We start from the raw sequence: 17,158 nt of genomic DNA on the forward strand, positions 1-17,158 counted from the left end.
CGTATGAATCCCGATCTCCTCTCCCTTCCCTCGTTGACCGGCGAACGCCCCGCCTCTATCCCGGGAGCAAACCTGGCGCCCCAACCGCCCTCCCACGAACCGCCATCTCACACCCCTGCACCCGGACCCTTCCCCGGCCGTTGGATTCCCGTCATACCCGAAAGCGCACCCTTCACCCCGGAGCAAAGGGCCTGGCTCAACGGCTTCTTGGCCGGCCTCTTCTCCCACGTCCCCCTGCCCGACCCCGGAACCAGCCCCGCACCCAAACCACTGGAGCCGCTCACCATCCTGTTCGGCTCCCAGACCGGCAACGCCGAAAACCTGGCCAAAAAGATCGCCAAAGAGGCAGGCCAACGCGGTTTTGCCCCGACCGTCCGGGAACTGGGCGCCTGCGACCTCGCCAGACTCCCGGCCCAACGCAATCTCCTCATCGTCACCAGCACCTATGGCGATGGCGAGCCGCCCGACAACGCCCGGGCATTCTGGGACAAAATCCGCGCCGATCATGCCCCCCGCCTGGAAGGCGTCCGATTCAGCCTCTGCGCCCTCGGCGACCGGAACTACCCGAAGTTCTGTCAATTCGGCAAAGACCTGGACGCCCGGTTGGAACAACTCGGCGCGCAACGCGTCCACCCCAGACAGGATTGCGACGTGGACTTCGAAGAACCCTTCTCCGCCTGGTTGGCCGGGGCCCTCAATGCCCTGTCGAATGCCGCCGCCACCGCCCCTCAAACCGCTCCCACCACCAACCATGCCGCCAGCACCGCCGCCGCCGGGGCCCCACCCGCCCGCACCAGCAGCACCCCATCCTGGTCGCGTCGCCATCCCTTCCCCGCACGGCTCATACTGAACCGCAAACTCACACGGGACGGCTCCGCCAAAGACGTCCGGCACATCGTCGTCTCCATCGCCGGATCCGGCCTCCGATACGAACCCGGTGATGCCCTCGGCGTCCGGCCCACCAACGACCCCGAACTCGTCCAGGAACTCCTCCAACTCCTCCACGCCGAAGGCTCCGAGGAGGTCCGCATCCCCGGACATCCCAACCCCACGCCCCTCCGCCAGGCCCTCCTGGAACATCTGGACATCACCCGCATCCCGGAATCCCTCCTGGCCGCCGTGGCCGAACGCACGCAGAACCCGGAGCTCCGGTCCTTGCTCGCTCCGGATGCCGCGGACGCACTCACGCGCTTTCTGGCCGGCCGCCAGATCGTGGATCTCCTGGCGTTGCTGCCGGGCCCCACCTTCACACCCGGCGAATTCGTCGCCTGCCTCCGGCCCCTCCAGCCCCGGCTCTACTCCATCGCATCCAGTCCGCTCTGCCATCCGGACGAGGTCCATCTCACCGTCAACATCGTCCGCTACACCTCTCACAGCCGCCAACGAAAAGGCGTATGTTCCACCTTCCTGGCAGACCGCGTCACACCTGACACACCCCTGCCCGTGTACATCCACGCCAACCCGGCCTTCCGACCTCCTCCGCCCGACACCCCTCTCATCATGGTCGGCCCGGGCACCGGCATCGCACCCTTCCGCGCTTTCCTCCAACACCGGCAAGCCATCGCCGCCCGCGGGAAGAACTGGCTCTTCTTCGGCGACCAACACGCCGCCACCGATTTCCTCTACGAGGACGAACTCTCACGCTGGCTCAAGGACGGCCTCCTCACCCGGCTCGACCTCGCCTGGTCACGCGACCAGGCCGGGAAAGTCTACGTCCAACACAGGATGCTCGAACACGCCTCCGAGCTCTGGCGTTGGCTCGAGGAAGGAGCAGCCTTCTTCGTCTGCGGCGACGCCTCCCGCATGGCACGCGACGTGGACGCCGCACTCCACAAGGTCGTCCAAATCGGCGGCGGCCTTTCCCCCGACCAGGCCACCGACTACATCGGCCGGCTGCGAAGCGACAAGCGTTACTGTCGCGATGTTTATTGAGCGTTTCCACTGCGACGATCATGGCCACACCCCGGATCCGTAGGAGTCATGCTCATGGCACCAACCAGCCGCACGGATCCACAACACCCCGGCACCGGCGCCTTGCTTCGCCCCGCAGCCCCGGCGCGTGCAGTCGTGTTCCCATACCTCGACCATGAGGTTGCATACCGCTACGCCCTTACCCACCGTAACCGCAGGCCACTGCCGCACCAACCCTGCAATGCAGTTGACCACCCGCACGCCGGCGGGGCAAACAGCATCGCCATCTCGGGCCACTCACCGCCTCCCGCGCCCAGCCAGACGTGAACCCCGCCGCATACATCAACAGCCACTTCTCTTCCGCCCTCCCGCCCCAGATCCCTGCTTGCACCTGTAACGGCACCGGCCGCCCGTCCAGCACACCAACACCTGGCCATCCGGGATGCGACCTCCATCTTCACGCTCCAAGGAGGGAAACCCACTCCCACAGGAGCGACCGAACCACGGGCACTCCAACCTCAACCGCCTTCCACCCCGGTCTCGGACATACCCCAACCCCTCGACGTGCTGTGCGACTGCGCCCCCACAAAACGCCGCCAACTCGAGATCCCCCAGCCACGAAGGATAGGCACACCTGCCATAATACGCCCCTGCGCCGGCACGCAGTGATCCCATGCTGGACTGCCGTGTTGCACCCAATCCCGATCCTCCCAGGAATTCCAAGCGCGGCCCTCCGCGGACCGGCAAACGCAAGTCCCGGACGGTGATGTTCTCGCCCTTGAACAACGGCGCCACATGGAAGCATCGGCCGCCGCGGTTCCGTTCGAAAAGTGCGGTTCACCGTCTCTTCCAGAGTCTGCTGCGGGAAGGAGTCTCTGAGCGTCCGTTGCAGGAGGCGGGTCGGATGTGTACAGGAGCACCGTCACGGTCGGTCTGACGAGTGCCTTCTGGATGCGGCTTCTGTCCGGCCCGGGGCGCGGCCGTGAAACCGGATGCACCAGGGTCGGCGACTGGGTCAAGGTCATCAACACCGTGGACGCGCGAGGGCAGCTGATTGTGGTTCAGAGTCGCCCGGCCCGGTCCCGTGTGCCGACGCCTGGCGCAGAAATTGTTCCCTTTCCTGCTGCCGCAGCAGGTTCCGACGAAGGTGGTGGGAGAGAAGTCCTTTAACAGTGATGGGCTGGATCCAGCGTTTGCAGCCAGGGGCATGGAACTGGTGGCGCCGCGTCGGAGCAGTCTGTGGTCAGAGAAACGCGCCCCAGCATGGGCGGTCGCCGCAGCGGTATCGTCCCCGTTGGGCGATGGGGCCCACGGTGGCCCGGCTGCGGCATTTTCGGCGGCTGTGCATCCGGTGGGAGAAATCGAGTCGGGCGTTTGACGCGTATTTGCAGATGACCTTGGCGTTCCTGCCGGTCCGGCAGGTCCCGGGCTGAACCGGAAACGGGGCGCTTCCGCGCTTCCGTTGATTGAGCTTTCGGGTTGCCGGTCAGCGGCAGATGGGAGGCCCTTTGTGTAGGTGAGGCGTTGACTGCCTTGAAAAGGCACTTTCATTTCTCTGCTATCGCCCAGGGAGCTTCGTGTGCGCCTTGTCATCTCCGCCTTACCTAATCCGCCCGCGCATTGAAACGACTTACGAACACGGTTTAGGGATAGGTTCTACGCTCTCAGGTTGGGGTTCCCACGAGCGGACCAAGGTGGCGGCGGAATCCAAGCCGACACAAGCCCCGCCGGAGCCACGCCCGGCACTCCGCGACCTTCCCAAGATCAAGCCGCTTGGAGGAGCCTCCCCCCGCGGACGACGGTGCCGGGGAACGACGCCGGCAGGTGGAGTCGCGATTCGAAGGTCTTGCGGTCCCAGACGATCACGTCGACGGCGGCCGGGATCCCTCGGAGCGCCCGGTAGGCCCGCTGGGAAAGGCAGTAGGTCGGCTCACTCGGATCCTCGACCAGGACCAGCAGGTCGTAGTCGCTCTCGGGCCCCGACTCGCCGCGGGCCCTGGAGCCGAAGAGGTAGATCCGGCAAAGGGCGGAGCTCGGCCACAAGCCGCGCGACGATCTCTCGCAGGACGGGTTCCTGCTCGGCTCCGGCGTGAGTCATGCTTCGCTCCTCCCCGATCCGCAGCGCTCCCCTGTGCTGGCCGCGGGCGGCTGTTCCGAATGCCGAGCGGCCGCCGGTCCCGCGTGCGAGCACCGGAAACGCACGGTCGCTTGATACCGCCAAACCACGACCTCGTTAATCCCGCCCTCCTGCCCGATGAGTCTCCCATATTGGCCGTGACACCGGCCGAGCCCGCTGGCGGTCCCCATGCGAACACGAACGAACACGCGCGGAGTACACCGCCAGAATCGGCTGCCGTGCGCGACGGCGACCTGGGATCCGCTGTTCTTTGATGCCGAAGCCGCACGGACGTACGGCCGCGTGTTCACGGCGTCCAACAGCGCAGGCTGGGCGAGCCGCACCCAACCTAGGCAATCCTTGATCGCCGCCACTCCGGCAGCAAACGCGCTTCCGCTGTACACCCGCAACCCCTCCGACTTCCCCGGTATGGAGGCCACCGTGGCCGTGAAGCTCGTGTAGTTGGCACGGGCCGTCACACCGCGGGCTGAACTCGCCCTTTGCGACCAGCAACAACAACGGGATCGACCCGCACGGTCACTGCTCGTGCCGCTCCAGGCCGGTCTCACGCCGAACCACCTCTGCCCACCCCACTTCTAAACATCACTCCCGGGCGCGCAGCGCCTTTAGTCAGACGTTTCCCGGGCAGTGTCAGCCCGAACCGCGAATAAGCCCAGTCCTACATGTCGCCCCACCCCCAGGGCCAAAGGGCCAGGGATGGGTTCACGGAAGCGCACCGCCACGTGCCACCTAGAAAAGCGACGCATGTACTCAGGCACCAAGTAGTGCTGGGGATGAGCGGCACCAGGCCAGAAGGGCGCCTTCCGCAAAGTAAACGACTCAACCGCCTCGATCGGGATCCCTGCCTGCACAAGCGCCTTGAGGAACAAGCGCTCTGCCTTTTTCTGTTTGCCGTCATCAAAGCCAGGCAGAACTACCGGCGTCACGGAATGCCAGCACTTCGACTCGCGGACGTACAGCTCCACCACTCGACGCGAACTGGGACGCCACAGGTCGAGCAATACGCCACGCTCGTTGCCGCGTTCGTCCCGCAGGGTGCCGTTGCGCAGGCGCTGCTGCGCCCACCTTGCGTGGACACCATCTCCACCGAAAGGCTCTGCAACGAGCAGTCGGCGGATCATGCCGTCTGCATGTTCGTGGCCAATGCTCGGCAACGGTAGGTAGGAAAATCGCGCCGTAATCACGTCTGTTCCGTGCTCGACGTGGCCGGCAACATAGACCTCGGCCCCGCCGGGAAACGTATGTGCGGCTTCGTCTTCCTTCGCCGATTGACACGCCAGCGACCGAAGCATCGCGGCCACCTTCGCGGCGTCCTCGGCTCGGAACGCCACTCCTTCGGGAAGCTCGAAGCCTGCATACGGACGTGGGGGCAACGCGTCGGCAGGTAAGTAGACCCTTGTGCCAAACACCCGAGGCTCTCTCCCCCCTGGCGGAAGCTCCATCAAGAGCCTATGCCGGAACGCCTTGTAGGCACGCTCAAGATCGTCCAGCGAGCCACTCTTGGGCACCCGAAGCTTCCCTCCGCTGCTGAGCGGCACGTCCCAGGGCCGCCATCGCTGCCCGGGAAGCGCTCGCACTTCGGCTCTGTTCAGAATGCGCGCTTGAGCCACCGCTTGATCAATGCCCCACCCCAGCGTCGTCAGGTGGCGTGCCTCGACCTCAAATACTTTTGCGATCGGGCGAGCCTGCTCCCATTCGTCCTCCGCTATGTCCCAAAGGTAGTGCAACGTCGCCGGCCCGTCGCTCAGGATCCGATGGGGCCGCACGGCCTTCTCCGTGAGGCGTTCATGGCGCTCGAATGCGGTGTCGCTATCGTTGTTCGGGACGAATAACATGTAACCCGCCGCTAATCGCGCGGGCGGAGCAATGATGATCGGCGGTTTGCGGCGCTCCAGCCAGCGGTAGGCGTTCGCTTTGGCCTCTGACCATTCAGCGTGGCGGCACCCTGTGCAGGATCCAGCCACCAGCGCCTGGAACAAACGCATCGGGGAGGGAGGCCACTCCGGCGCGTCTTCATCGCGCTTGCCGTGGAAAAGTGGATCGAGAAGCGTAACAGAAATGCAAAGATACCTGGTCATTGGTTTGCATCTGCCTCGCTCAGCTTCGCGCGACGGGTCTTCTTGCGCTCCTGCTTCGACCGATCCAGCTCGTCACGGGCCTTTTTCTCGTTGAAGTTGGCCTCCTTCTTGGGTCCCACACCGAACTCCTTCGCCACGACTTTCGCGTATTCCAAGGCCTGCTTGTGCGCGACTTCAAAGTTCTCTTCGCGGCTGCCGTCGTGCTTCACAAGCGACCATGTCGACGGCCGGTCGGGGTCCGGCACAAGCTGGCATCCCTCACGGAGGAAGGTCTCCTGCGGCGCGGTGAACGCGACGAGCGACAGCCCAAGGATGTATCGCCGCAGCGGAAGGGGGTCTGCATCTCTGCCGGCGCGAAGCGCGCGCAACGCAACGAGGTTCAGGGCGGCATCTCGTCTGATCTCCCCCTCGACCAGGATGCCACCATGTGACCATGGCGCCGGAGCATGGCTCAAACCCAGTTCCGACATCGCATCCTGCTGCTTCTTCTCTCCCGGCGCATCCAGCAAGCCGATGCCGACGTAGTCGATCGCTGGGATGTATTGAGCCGAACGGTGTAGCGGCTTCACCTTGAACGCACGGATCACAGAGCGGACGACGCGCGGGAACTTTACCTGTGTCCCGCGGGAATCCCACACACCGAACACGAGCGAGGTCGGGGCGATCCTGGCCAGCTTGGTGGCGTCGCCGGCTCGAACTTGTTTGAAGGCCTCTTCCAGTTCTTCCCGTAGGTCGGAGAACCGAACGATGGCATCGGCGGCCCGGTGGCCGGCCTCGAGCAGATTCACCTCCTTGTCTCCCGCCTTGATGATCACTTCCGGCACGAGCTCTTTGTAGGGCTCGCGCATGAAGATCGGTTCCATCCGATTGGCTTGCGATCCCACACTGTCGATCTGGCAGACGCTGGTGCCGTCCTCAAACCAGTCGATGTTGTACCCCATGGGACCATTCTGACCCTTGTACACCCCGCGAATCGGCTCGCCCTTGTTGAAACGATTACCAATGTCAGTCTCGGCAAGTGTATAGGTGGGCGGAAAGATCACTGCGTCTTCGCCCTCCAACGGCACAAGCCATTGCCGCATCACCAGCGCTGCGACATCGCTGTCGTCCTTTAGCCAATTGTCGTACTTCTTCACCAGCTCACTCATAAGAACCTCCTTCGACAATAATTGCCGTATCTAGACCCTTGAAACTTCCGCGGGAGACGAAGTGTGTCCTGAGCCGGCACAGCGTGACGCCGGGCACGAGGCCGAGCACGGCTGCCCGCGCGACGGGCGCAGTAAGAGGTACCCGCCAAGCCGAGTAGCACACAGATCGCTTTTCCTCGGCGAGTTCCGGGAAGAACCGCTGAAGGCCAATCGCGCCGAACAACTCCACCGCCGGCCGGGTGGGAAGTTTCTTGAGTCTGCTATGTTCGTTGAAAGAGAATCCCACACGCAGCGCATCCCAACCCAGGTCGCTATCGAAGCCGTAGGACCCCTGAACCGGATAGCTAAGGCTCAGTAAGTTCTTGGCCTGACCATTGATGGAGCCAAGACAACGCCGAAGCGGCTCCCGCCACTTCGTAAACATCTGCTGCGACGTCGCGTTCGCCGCCCAGGTCTTGAATAGGTTCGTTGAGCCGTCGCGTCTGCGCCACCAGTCGAGTCGAATATGGATAGGATCTCCCAGTTCGATGGGATCGATCTTCGGGTCATCAATTTGAATGGTCTGCGCCTTGCATCCGAGTGCTGCATCGATCAGGTCATCGATCTTTGCGGGCTCGCCGTCACAACGGGCTAAGAGAAACTGTTCATCCGCGAACCACCCCTCCACTGGGCCTGGCTGCCACACACGGTGCGCTACCTCCAAAAGCCCGCAACAGGCAAAGAACTGGCCTGGATTCGTCAAGTCCACACTCACACGTAGGGTGGAGTTCGAATCGTTCATGGCTTGGCCTCTTCCGGCACGCGCTGGCGCGAACCAGAGATGGGTTCTGCCGATGCTATCGCCTGCTGCGACGCCGTGATGTCCGCGCAGCGCACGAGCGACTCCAGCCACGCAAGACCCCAGCGGCCGTACTTCTGCTGAAGCTGTCCGAAGCGGCGACCGACCTCGGCGAACGCCCGCTCGTTGTCGGCGGTCGGCCGTGAGCTGTCGAAGGCCCTGGCCTCGAAGTGGGGTCGCGCCCATCCGTGGTGCGCAGCGATCAGATGCAGGATCAGGTCCCTATCGGGCACCTCCGTGAGTTCCTCGTCGTTCATCGCATCGAGCAGCGATCCCAACTCGTGCCGATATCCCCCGAGCGCAGGCGGGTGTAGGTAACGAGGAGACTTCGCGAGCGGTGTCGTGCCCGCGCCGTTTCGTGCGTAGCGCTGCCAGACCGGACGGTCCTTGCCCTTGTCGTGCCAGCGCGCTGCGGCGATTAACGCTTTCCCGACGGGCTCATCGAGGCCCAACCGACCCACGATGCGCGTCATGTGGTCGACGATCGAATTCGTGTGCTCCTCCAGTGTTTGTCTGGCGCTGGTCGTCTCCGGGTTCTCGAGTGCAGACAGGGCTGACGAGACGTATAGGACGAGGTCGACAGTCTCGGCTTCCTCACCATTCTCGTCGGGCTGGCGGAGAGGAATCCGCTCCTTTTCCCGAAGTCCGCTCGGTGGGGCGTCAGTTATCTCGCCTGTGATCAGACGTTCGAACCTCTCGCCTTCCGGGCCAACGCGATGGATCCAGCGTTCGCGCCGACGGTCACCGGATTCGATCTCGGCCACGTCCAGGTCCGGGCGCGACTTGGAATCCGGGCTGAGCAGGCCGTTCGCATCGAGCCCGCCAGCCTCCACCGGGAGCACCACAGTGCGGTACTTAAGGTCGTCGCCGCGCACTGTGGACAGACAGGACCACGAGGCGTTGCCCCGTTCGTCGAGCACCACGACCGGCATATCTTTTCTTGGGTCCTCCTCTCTCAACTTGCCAAGCAGCTTCTTGAGCGCCTTCTCCACGCGGTCGTAGCGGTCGCGGAGCCTCTCGCGGGCTTCGATGCGGCAGGCGCCGAACCAAGCACGCAGCGCCTCCGCATTCGTGCCCGCCTCGTGAAGTAGCAAGACCTCCTGTCGCCAGACCAGAAAGGTTTCCGGCGGATCCGCGGTGAGGCCATGGAGAAATGGGCCAACCTCGGGCCGGCCGGGCATCTGGTCGATGCTCGTCAGCGACCAGTTGTCGAGCAAGATGTCCGTCAACGGCGGGGCAGGGACGCGCGGCGAGAACGCCGCCCGGATCTCGTCCGAGCCTGTGTCCTCGAGGAGCCTCCGCAGGTTCTTCGGGCTCACATCCACCCCCTCCCTGCCAGCCCCGTCCCGCCATTTCCGCAGGAGGCAAAGTGTGGCATCCACGGCCCGATCGAGATCCGAAGCCTTCTCTTTTGGTTCGACAGCGGCCACGACCTCTACCCGCGCCTCGCGCCCATTGCCACCGCGCCGATTCACGCGACCCAGTCGCTGAATCAAGGCGTCGAGTGTCGTGAGATCGCACACCATGTGGTCAGCGTCCAAGTCGATGCCCACTTCGCCTGCCGACGTGCTGACCAAGTACACAGTCTGCTGGACGGTGGCTTTGGAATCGAGAAGTGCGCGAAAAACCGGGTTCTCCTTGACGAGCTTGTCACGCTCATGCCCGCGCATCGTGCCTGTGAGCAGCGCCACGCGTCTTTCACCATCGGTTCCGAGCTTCTGTGTCAGCTCCGATGCGACCTTCTGAGCCTCGTCCGGAGTGCGGACATAGACGAGAACCTTGCAGGCTGAGCTGTCGTAAGTGGCTGCGCACTGCACAATTTCCTCAGTGAGTCGATCCCCGGGAACCTCGCGCAGGCAAAGCCGCTTAATCGCGGTTATCCGCTCCTGAACGATTGCATCGGCCTCGTCCTCGGCATCCAGCCCAAAGACCTCGCCGTCCCCCTCTCGTCTTGTCGCGGACAGCTCGATGACGCTAATCGGCCGGCACATGGTCTCCGGTTGGAGGCCGCGCTTGGCCTCGCTCGCTTGCTCCTGCTCCACAGCGCGGAGCAGATCGCTGAATGCCGGCGTGAGGTGGGCCTCGTCGTGAACGATCAGCGCGTCATACCCGATCAGACCAGCATGATGTACCCGGCCGTAGCGCCCGTCGCCGTAGCCGCTGAAGAGCAGCTTGCTGCCAATCATATCGATCGTCCCGACGACGATCGCTGGCCGAGTCGGATCGGCCTTCCACTCCTCGTTATCGGCAAGTTCGCCGCGCAGCGTGCTGACCGCAAGAGGAATACCATCTGAGGCACAGAGGCAGCGCAAGGCCTCCGCTACGGCCTTGAGCGTGCGGGCGTGCTTCTCCGACTCAACAGTCTCGGGGGCCATGAGGCGTTTCCGAAGTTGTTCGACGGTGGCCGTGACCTGATCTACCACGGTGCGCCGGTTGACAATGTAGACAAGGCGCCTCGGCAGGCGCACGTTCCCATTGGCCGCCTGGTGTGCAAGCGCCAGTAGCCAGATGACCACAATCGACGTCTTCCCGAGCCCGGTGGGGAGGTCGCACCTACTGGGCAGATCCGCCTTGAGGAAGTGTTTTTCGAACAGCCGACGCTGCCATTTCATGGGCGCGAAGCCGGTCAGGCTCTCAAATGCGCGGTCGAAGTCGGGGATCATTCGATTGTCCATGGCCTCGCTATCCCATACCCCCGATACCCACCCGCCCGAGCAACACCGGCCCGCGCACGGGTTCACCAAACACGAGGATCGCGTGCGCGTGCCGCCGCTCACTCCCATCCTGGCGCATAAGCCGCAGGAACTCAAAGGCAGGCGGCACGCCGAAATGTGTTGAGGCCGCTATGGTCTTCATCGAAAAGCCACCAGCTTCCACATGCTCGCCCTGGAAGCGTTCGGCTCGCGGATCCTCCAAGCCGGAGAAGGAAACACAAGAACATCGCCACTGGCCACGGGTGGCTGGGCCCGGTCGCTACTGCAACAGCCGAGGATCAGGCCGGGGTTCATCGCATCGTGCGGTCTGCGATTCTCACATCGAGCCTATTCGAACCTGGCCCGCTTTTAGCGTAACACGGCCAGTCAGTCAACACTTATTGTAGAATTATACTCCTGCGGTCATGGCCATTTCATCTGCGCGGGCCACAGGTGACCGAGAGTGCCGTATACTCCGATCAAAGAACCCCCGCTGAATCCCGGGGCGGCGGACAGCCTTTTTCCCCACGCCGCACTGCTGCAGTGCCAGGCGTATTCCACCGACCGCCGGATCACTCTGCCCCGCCGCAGGTGCTGCTGGTCCCGCCGTACCAACATCAACAACCAGTAGCCGCACAAACCAATCTCCTCCGGCCTGGCCACCACCGTCTGGATCCGCCACCGCACCAGCCGGCCGTGTTGCTTGATCCAGCCGGCGTCATACTCCGGGGGAAAAACTGCCGCGGCAGGCGCACTTGCGCCCGCTCCACATTCCGCCATGGCTGGCTTCGAGCCCTTGAAGGGGTACGGCCCTCAGCTCTGCGTCACGAATGCGCCGGACTCACGCTGGATAGACATGGCGTCGCTGGCGATCAGCGCTTCTACCGGCGCGCCTGCCCGTCCCGGCTGAGCCGCTTCAGACACAGCCCCGGTACCCGCGAGGCCAGGTTGGGATGGCGACCCCGATCCAGCAGGACCAAAAAGCGGCTGTTGTTGACCACAAAATGCAGCCGCCGGACCCGTTGGCGCGCAGTCCGGCCGATCTTCCGATCCCCGGCTTTGACGCGCGGGGCCGCCCCGCTGAAGCTCAGCAGGGCCACCCACTGGCCATCGAGCTCGGCCACGTAGCGGAGACTGCGCCCGCCCGGGCGGCGGTAGTGGAGGTAGTGATGTTTTTCAAGCAGCTGGTCGAAGCTGGGACGTTCGCTCTCTTCGATCAACCGCACGCGCACCCGACGCAGCCAGGCCTGTTCGGAGTGTGCCGAGGTTCGGTCCATGCCCCAGTGGTGCCAGCAGGGGGCCGGCAGGGCTGGCTCTTTTTACAACCTCTTCACCCACCGTGAGCCACCTCCGCCTCTCGCGGGAAACGGCCCTTGGCTGAAAACAACCACGTCCGGAGGTGTGCGAGCCCAGCCTGGCAGACACACGCTTTCCCTTCGCACCTCCGAGCCAGCGACCTCTGGCGGTCTGAGGTATCGTCTGGGCGCTGCAGCTTGCAGGGATCGCGCACCAGATGGCGCGAGAATATCGCCGGAGCTACGGTGTGAGACCTCCTCCTTTCATACACAACGGAGTGCCTCATGGCAGGCCATGATCAGCGGCGCAAATACTTTTGGATTGAGCATGAGGATACCGGGCATTACACTCATGCCGTAAAATTTATGGGCTGCACGCGTCGCTTTGATTACTTTTTTGCCGCGGCCACGGAGACAAACCCTCCATACCCCTACCAATGCCGACTGGCCTGCGGACCCGGCGCCGATCCTTCGAAACCCGAAACGCTTGCAAGAACCACGGTCTGCCGCTCACAGTTGATCCACATACCCACGGGCTTGGGGAAAACCGCAGCCGTCGTTTTGGCGTGGCTGTGGAACCGCATGGCTTCCACGAGCGCTCCAGAGCAACGCCCGGAGTCGGCCCCCCCAGCCTGGCCTCGGCGGCTGGTTTATTGCCTGCCCATGCGCGCACTGGTCGAGCAAACCGCCAACAACGTCCGCACGTGGCTGCGCAACCTCTGGCAACAGCGCGAATCACTCGGACTCTCCAAGGCTGCCCAGGCCGAGCTCCTGTGGCTGGCCGGCGACGACTCAGCCAAACATCCGGCGCATTCGCCCGTCATCCTCATGGGCGGCGAAGAACTCGACCCCGCCCGCCGCGACTGGGACTTGTATCCCGAGAAGCCCGCCATCCTGATCGGCACGCAGGACATGCTGCTCAGCCGCGCCCTCAACCGCGGCTACGGCATGAGCCGTTATCGCTGGCCCATGCACTTCGCCCTGCTCAACAACGACTGCCTCTGGGTGATGGATGAAACCCAGCTCATGGGCGTGGCGCTCGAAACAAGCGCCCAGCTCGATGCTTTCCGCTCCGCCGCCGACGCGGTCGTGAACACGTGCCCCACTTGGTGGATGAGCGCCACCCTGGACGAAACCCGATTGTCCACCGTGGACCATCCCCCGCCCGCTTCAGGGTGGCCGACGGTCGAACTCGATCCCACCGACCAAGCCCGCCCCCAAGTCGCTGCACTCCTCCGCGCTCCCAAACCGCTTTACAAGGCGCAGGTGACCTTGTCGCCGGCAACCACGAAAACCTACGCCCGCGCGCTGGCTGAGTTCGTCCTTTCCAGCCATCAACCGGGCAGCCTGACGCTTGTCATCCTGAACCGCGTCCCCCGGGCGCAGGAAGTGTTTCTCGAATTGCGCAAGCTCAAGCCCCGGGAGCCGGTGGGTTTGATCCATTCCCGTTTTCGGCCGGTGGACCGTGACAGGCACCACGAACTGCTTCATGCGGATGGCGGGCGCATCGTAATTGCCACTCAGGCCCTCGAAGCCGGCGTGGACGTATCCGCCAGGACGCTCATCACCGAACTGGCCCCCTGGCCCTCGCTGGTGCAGCGGTTCGGACGGTGCAACCGACGCGGTGAATTCACCTCGGATCAGGCACGCATCCTGTGGATTGATTTGCAGCCAGAAGATGCCCGCGACGAACTCGCACTTCCTTATACGAGCGAAGAACTGGACGCCGCCCGCCGGCAGCTCGAGGCACTGACCGCCGGCGATCCTGTTTCTTTGCGATCCGTTCAGGTCGCCGAATTGCCGAACGTCCGGCCGGTTCTCCGCCGCAAGGACCTTTGGGAGCTCTTCGACACCACGCCCGACCTGGCCGGACACGATCTGGATATCGCGCGGTTCATCCGCGATGGCGACGACACCGACGTGCAGGTTTACTGGCGAGACCTCGCAGGCCAACCGCCGTCTCCGGACGAACCCGAGCCGGTGCGGGAGGAGCTCTGTCCCGTCTCGATCGCGAGCTTCCGGAGCTTCCTTACCAAGCTAGAAAAAGCCGGCCGCCACCAGCTCTGGCCGGTCTGGTACTGGAATCCATTGACCGAACAGTGGGAGGAAGCCCATCGGGCGCGCGCCGGGGCAATCTATCTGTTGGACATCGTCGCCGGTGGCTACTCGGCCGACTTGGGATGGTTCGGCGACGCCAGGCACGCCGCCGACGTAACCCCATGCACTCGCGCAACTGCCGGCGCCGAGGGCTACGGCCGTGACCCTGCGAGTCAAACGGGCGTTTGGGTGACTCTCGCTGATCACACCCGGCATGTAATGGATGAAACCACCGTCCTAGCGCGTGCTCTGGCTACTGAGCTCGCTCAATTGAACGTCCAGTCCCCACCCGTCACAGTCTTCGAGACAGCGGCTCGGTGGCACGACCTCGGCAAGGCACATGAAGCCTTCCAGCGAATGCTCTGCGCTGAGGATGAGACACGCGCACGTCAGCTTTGGGCCAAATCAGCCGAACGCCGCCGCTCCTGCCCCCGCCGTTACTTCCGCCACGAACTCGCCTCGGCTCTGGCCTGGCTTGAGGCTGGCTCCTCAAGACACCCCGAGCGTGATCTCGTGGCTTATCTCATTGCCGCGCACCACGGCAAAGTCCGGCTTTCCATCCGCTCACTGCCCGGCGAAGAGCCGCCGGACGATCAGCCCCGGGCCCGGATCGCCCGCGGCATCATTGACGGCGACGAGCTGCCCGCCGAAGGCTTTGTTGCCATCGGCGTCAATCCTCCGCCGGGGCCGGTCAGCCTCAGCCTCGAGCTCATGGAAATGGGTCGCTGTTCGAACGGCGAACCCTCCTGGCTGGCCCGAATGGTTGCCCTCCGCGAACGGTTCGGGCCCTTCCGCCTTGCCTGGCTCGAAACGCTCCTGCGGGCCGCGGATGCCCGCGCCTCTCAGGCCGAGGCTCAACAACCAACAACTCACAAGCTCTCCGACTAAACGATGCCTTCGCTCCGTCTCACCGGCTGTGCTCCCGTGCCTTTGGCACACTACCTCAAGGCGCTCGGCATCCTGCGCCTGGTGGCCGAACAGCGTGATCCCGAGGCCGCCGGCTGCTGGGAAAAGGACTCTTTCATCCTCCACAGCAGCCTCGACCAACAGCGCCTGATGGACTTTCTTCTCAACGACTATCGGCCCACGCCAATCCTCGCGCCGTGGAATGGTGGGAGTGGGTTTATGGATGGCCCAAACGAGCCACTGCTTGCCTGCATCGCAAAATCAACAGCCTACCGGTTCAAGCACTATCATGAAGGGATTACATCTGCATTCCGGTTGATGGACAATCTCAACTTATCGGAAGTTGCAAGCAGGATCCGCAAAGCCCAACATGAAAGAAAGAAAGCCAAGAAAGAAAAGAACAGAAAGGCTGAAAAAGAGTGGGATGAGCGATACCAGAGGGCAAAGGCCGAGTTTCAGCAAGCAAAACCGAGCCTGCTAACAGTTTGCCGCAACCACCTTCCCGAGCCGGTGATTCAATGGCTGGATGCTGCATACGTCCTCACAAGCCGAGGCGAGGAATATCCACCTCTGTTGGGAACCGGAGGTAATGACGGAAAGCTCGATTTCTCCTATAACTTCATGCAGCGGCTGACCGAAGTCATCGATCCCTCCACAGGGCAGCCTCGGGCCTCCGCCGGCCCCCTGCTGGAAGCGGCTTTGTTCGGCACGCCCAAGCCACTGCCGCTGAGTCGGGCCCCGATCGGGCAGTTCGCACCTGGAAACGCCGGAGGCGCCAACGCCACCACCGGGTTCAATGCGGAATCCGTCGTCAACCCGTGGGACTTTATTCTCATGCTCGAGGGCGCGCTCTTGTTCGCGGCGGCGGCAGTGCGGCGCCTGGAAACCGCCGAACCGGGCGCGCTGGCGTATCCGTTCTGCGTCAGGCAGGTCGGATCGGGCTACGCCAGCGCGGCGGCGGGAGATGAGGTCCAGTCCCGCGCCGAAATGTGGATGCCTCTTTGGAACCGCCCCACGACGCTGGGCGAACTCGCAACCATCCTGTCGGAGGGGCGTGCCCAAGTTGGTTATCGGCGAGCTCGGAACGGCGTGGACTTCGCCCGGGCCATCGTCAGTCTCGGAGTGGACCGGGGTTTGAGCGAGTTCCAGCGCTTTGGGTTTCAGGTTCGCAACGGTTTGGCTTACTTCGCCACGCCTTTGGGACGCTTTGCGGTGCGACGCAACGCCCGCGCCGACCTGCTCAGTGAAGTGGACGGTTGGCTGGATACGCTGCGACAGATCGCGGGTCCGAATGCCAAACAAGTCCCCGCGTCGGTTGCATCGGCTCTGAGACAGCTTGAGGACCGCATTTTCGACCTATGCCAGGAAGGCAGCCCGTCCCGCTTGCAAGCTGTGCTGATTGGTCTGGCCCGCGCGGAAGCCGCCCTGGCCCAAAGCCATTCATGGACCACCAACCGCACGGAAGGCCGCTCCTTCCCGAAGATTCGGCCCTTGTCCGGCCTTTCAGGGCGGTGGCTCCGCGAGACCTACGATGGCTCGGTCGAGTTCCGCCTCGCAGCCTCCTTGGCATCCATCACCGGCCGTTACAAGGACCGGGAAGGCCGGCCGCTTCCGGTTCCTTTCCGTCGGCATCTTGAACCCGTCGCTATGAAAGGAAGCTCCCAGCGGCATTGGACCGACTGGGATGATCCCTCTTCACCCGATCTGGTCTGGCGTGAAGGCGAATTCATCCGGGCACTCAACGCTGTCCTGGCCCGCCGGTTGACCCGCGCCGTTCAGGCCGCTCTGCCATGCCTTCCCGACCGCGGCTTGCCCGCCCGTCTGGCCGATGTCGTGGCCTTCATTGAGGGCGACGTGGACGACAGCCTGTTGACGGAGCTCGTGTGGGCTTTGGCCCTGCTCGATTGGCCCTCGATCAACTGGACTGACGATGCCCCATGGCGCCAGCAGCTTTTCAGCGACCAGGACGAGAGCGTCACGCCCTCGGCGCTGTTCAGCTTGATGCGGTTGGCTTTTCCTCGCGAGCTGGAAGCCGCCGCTCACGGCGTGATTCCG

At 63.8% G+C, this 17,158-nt stretch carries 13 protein-coding genes; 6 read left to right on the forward strand and 7 right to left on the reverse strand.

The genetic code is table 11. The features are described 5' to 3' along the window. Nucleotides 1-3 precede the first annotated feature (3 nt). Both ACPDIX_RS11280 and ACPDIX_RS11285 read left to right on the forward strand, forming a co-directional pair. A complete protein-coding gene (locus ACPDIX_RS11280) occupies nt 4-1,932 on the forward strand; it encodes a sulfite reductase subunit alpha (RefSeq protein WP_423431899.1) in 1,929 nt (642 codons plus the stop codon). Nucleotides 1,933-3,086: 1,154 nt separating this feature from the next. Next, nucleotides 3,087-3,344: a hypothetical protein gene (locus ACPDIX_RS11285; RefSeq protein ID WP_423431900.1), complete on the forward strand. Its 258-nt coding sequence runs from the start codon at nt 3,087-3,089 to the stop codon at nt 3,342-3,344. A 331-nt stretch (nt 3,345-3,675) separates the two neighbouring features. Here ACPDIX_RS11285 and ACPDIX_RS11290 read toward each other — a convergent pair whose 3' ends face one another. Continuing rightward, a complete protein-coding gene (locus ACPDIX_RS11290; RefSeq protein WP_423431901.1) occupies nt 3,676-3,954 on the reverse strand; it encodes a nucleotidyltransferase domain-containing protein in 279 nt (92 codons plus the stop codon). Between the two features lie 262 nt (nt 3,955-4,216). On the opposite strand from ACPDIX_RS11290, the gene ACPDIX_RS11295 reads away from it, so the two are divergent. Beyond that, nucleotides 4,217-4,489, forward strand: coding sequence for a hypothetical protein (locus tag ACPDIX_RS11295; protein WP_423431902.1), 273 nt, complete (start codon nt 4,217-4,219; stop codon nt 4,487-4,489). Between the two features lie 164 nt (nt 4,490-4,653). Here the strand turns inward: ACPDIX_RS11295 and csb2 are convergent, their stop codons facing one another. The 4 genes from csb2 to cas3g (ACPDIX_RS11315) are packed head-to-tail and all read right to left on the reverse strand — an operon-like array spanning nt 4,654 to nt 10,787. After that, nucleotides 4,654-6,126 carry a type I-G CRISPR-associated protein Csb2 gene (csb2, locus tag ACPDIX_RS11300; protein ID WP_423431903.1) on the reverse strand — a complete coding sequence of 491 codons (1,473 nt, stop codon included), beginning with the start codon at nt 6,124-6,126 and terminating at the stop codon, nt 4,654-4,656. After that, on the reverse strand, nt 6,123-7,274 hold the full coding sequence (gene cas7g, locus ACPDIX_RS11305; RefSeq protein ID WP_423431904.1) for a type I-G CRISPR-associated RAMP protein Csb1/Cas7g: 1,152 nt from the start codon (nt 7,272-7,274) through the stop codon (nt 6,123-6,125). The genes csb2 and cas7g overlap by 4 nt, the downstream gene beginning before the upstream one ends. Continuing rightward, a complete protein-coding gene (locus tag ACPDIX_RS11310) occupies nt 7,267-8,055 on the reverse strand; it encodes a hypothetical protein (RefSeq protein WP_423431905.1) in 789 nt (262 codons plus the stop codon). Before ACPDIX_RS11310 ends, cas7g begins: the two co-directional genes overlap by 8 nt. Continuing rightward, nucleotides 8,052-10,787 carry a type I-G CRISPR-associated helicase/endonuclease Cas3g gene (cas3g, locus tag ACPDIX_RS11315; RefSeq protein ID WP_423431906.1) on the reverse strand — a complete coding sequence of 912 codons (2,736 nt, stop codon included), beginning with the start codon at nt 10,785-10,787 and terminating at the stop codon, nt 8,052-8,054. Before cas3g (ACPDIX_RS11315) ends, ACPDIX_RS11310 begins: the two co-directional genes overlap by 4 nt. Here cas3g (ACPDIX_RS11315) and ACPDIX_RS11320 point away from each other — a divergent pair. Continuing rightward, nucleotides 10,786-10,950: a hypothetical protein gene (locus ACPDIX_RS11320; RefSeq protein WP_423431907.1), complete on the forward strand. Its 165-nt coding sequence runs from the start codon at nt 10,786-10,788 to the stop codon at nt 10,948-10,950. The two genes, cas3g (ACPDIX_RS11315) and ACPDIX_RS11320, sit on opposite strands and share 2 nt — an antisense overlap. A 278-nt stretch (nt 10,951-11,228) precedes the next feature. Here the strand turns inward: ACPDIX_RS11320 and ACPDIX_RS11325 are convergent, their stop codons facing one another. Both ACPDIX_RS11325 and ACPDIX_RS11330 read right to left on the reverse strand, forming a co-directional pair. Further along, on the reverse strand, nt 11,229-11,585 hold the full coding sequence (locus ACPDIX_RS11325; RefSeq protein ID WP_423431908.1) for a hypothetical protein: 357 nt from the start codon (nt 11,583-11,585) through the stop codon (nt 11,229-11,231). Between the two features lie 101 nt (nt 11,586-11,686). Continuing rightward, nucleotides 11,687-12,082 (reverse strand): Druantia anti-phage system protein DruA, encoded by a 396-nt coding sequence (locus ACPDIX_RS11330; protein WP_423431909.1) that lies wholly within the window; start codon nt 12,080-12,082, stop codon nt 11,687-11,689. 384 nt (nt 12,083-12,466) lie between these two features. Between ACPDIX_RS11330 and cas3g (ACPDIX_RS11335) the strand changes: the two genes are divergently transcribed. Both cas3g (ACPDIX_RS11335) and cas8g1 read left to right on the forward strand, forming a co-directional pair. Continuing rightward, the gene (gene cas3g / locus ACPDIX_RS11335) at nt 12,467-15,085 is read left to right on the forward strand and encodes a type I-G CRISPR-associated helicase/endonuclease Cas3g (RefSeq protein WP_423431910.1); all 2,619 of its coding nucleotides are present in this window, start codon (nt 12,467-12,469) and stop codon (nt 15,083-15,085) included. A gap of 3 nt (nt 15,086-15,088) precedes the next feature. After that, nucleotides 15,089-17,158, forward strand: a 2,070-nt coding sequence (cas8g1, locus tag ACPDIX_RS11340; protein ID WP_423431911.1) for a type I-G CRISPR-associated protein Cas8g1/Csx17, incomplete at its 3' end; no start/stop codon positions are given.

Origin of the sequence: Limisphaera sp. 4302-co (genome assembly GCF_049537155.1) — a bacterium.
Lineage (GTDB): Bacteria > Verrucomicrobiota > Verrucomicrobiia > Limisphaerales > Limisphaeraceae > Limisphaera.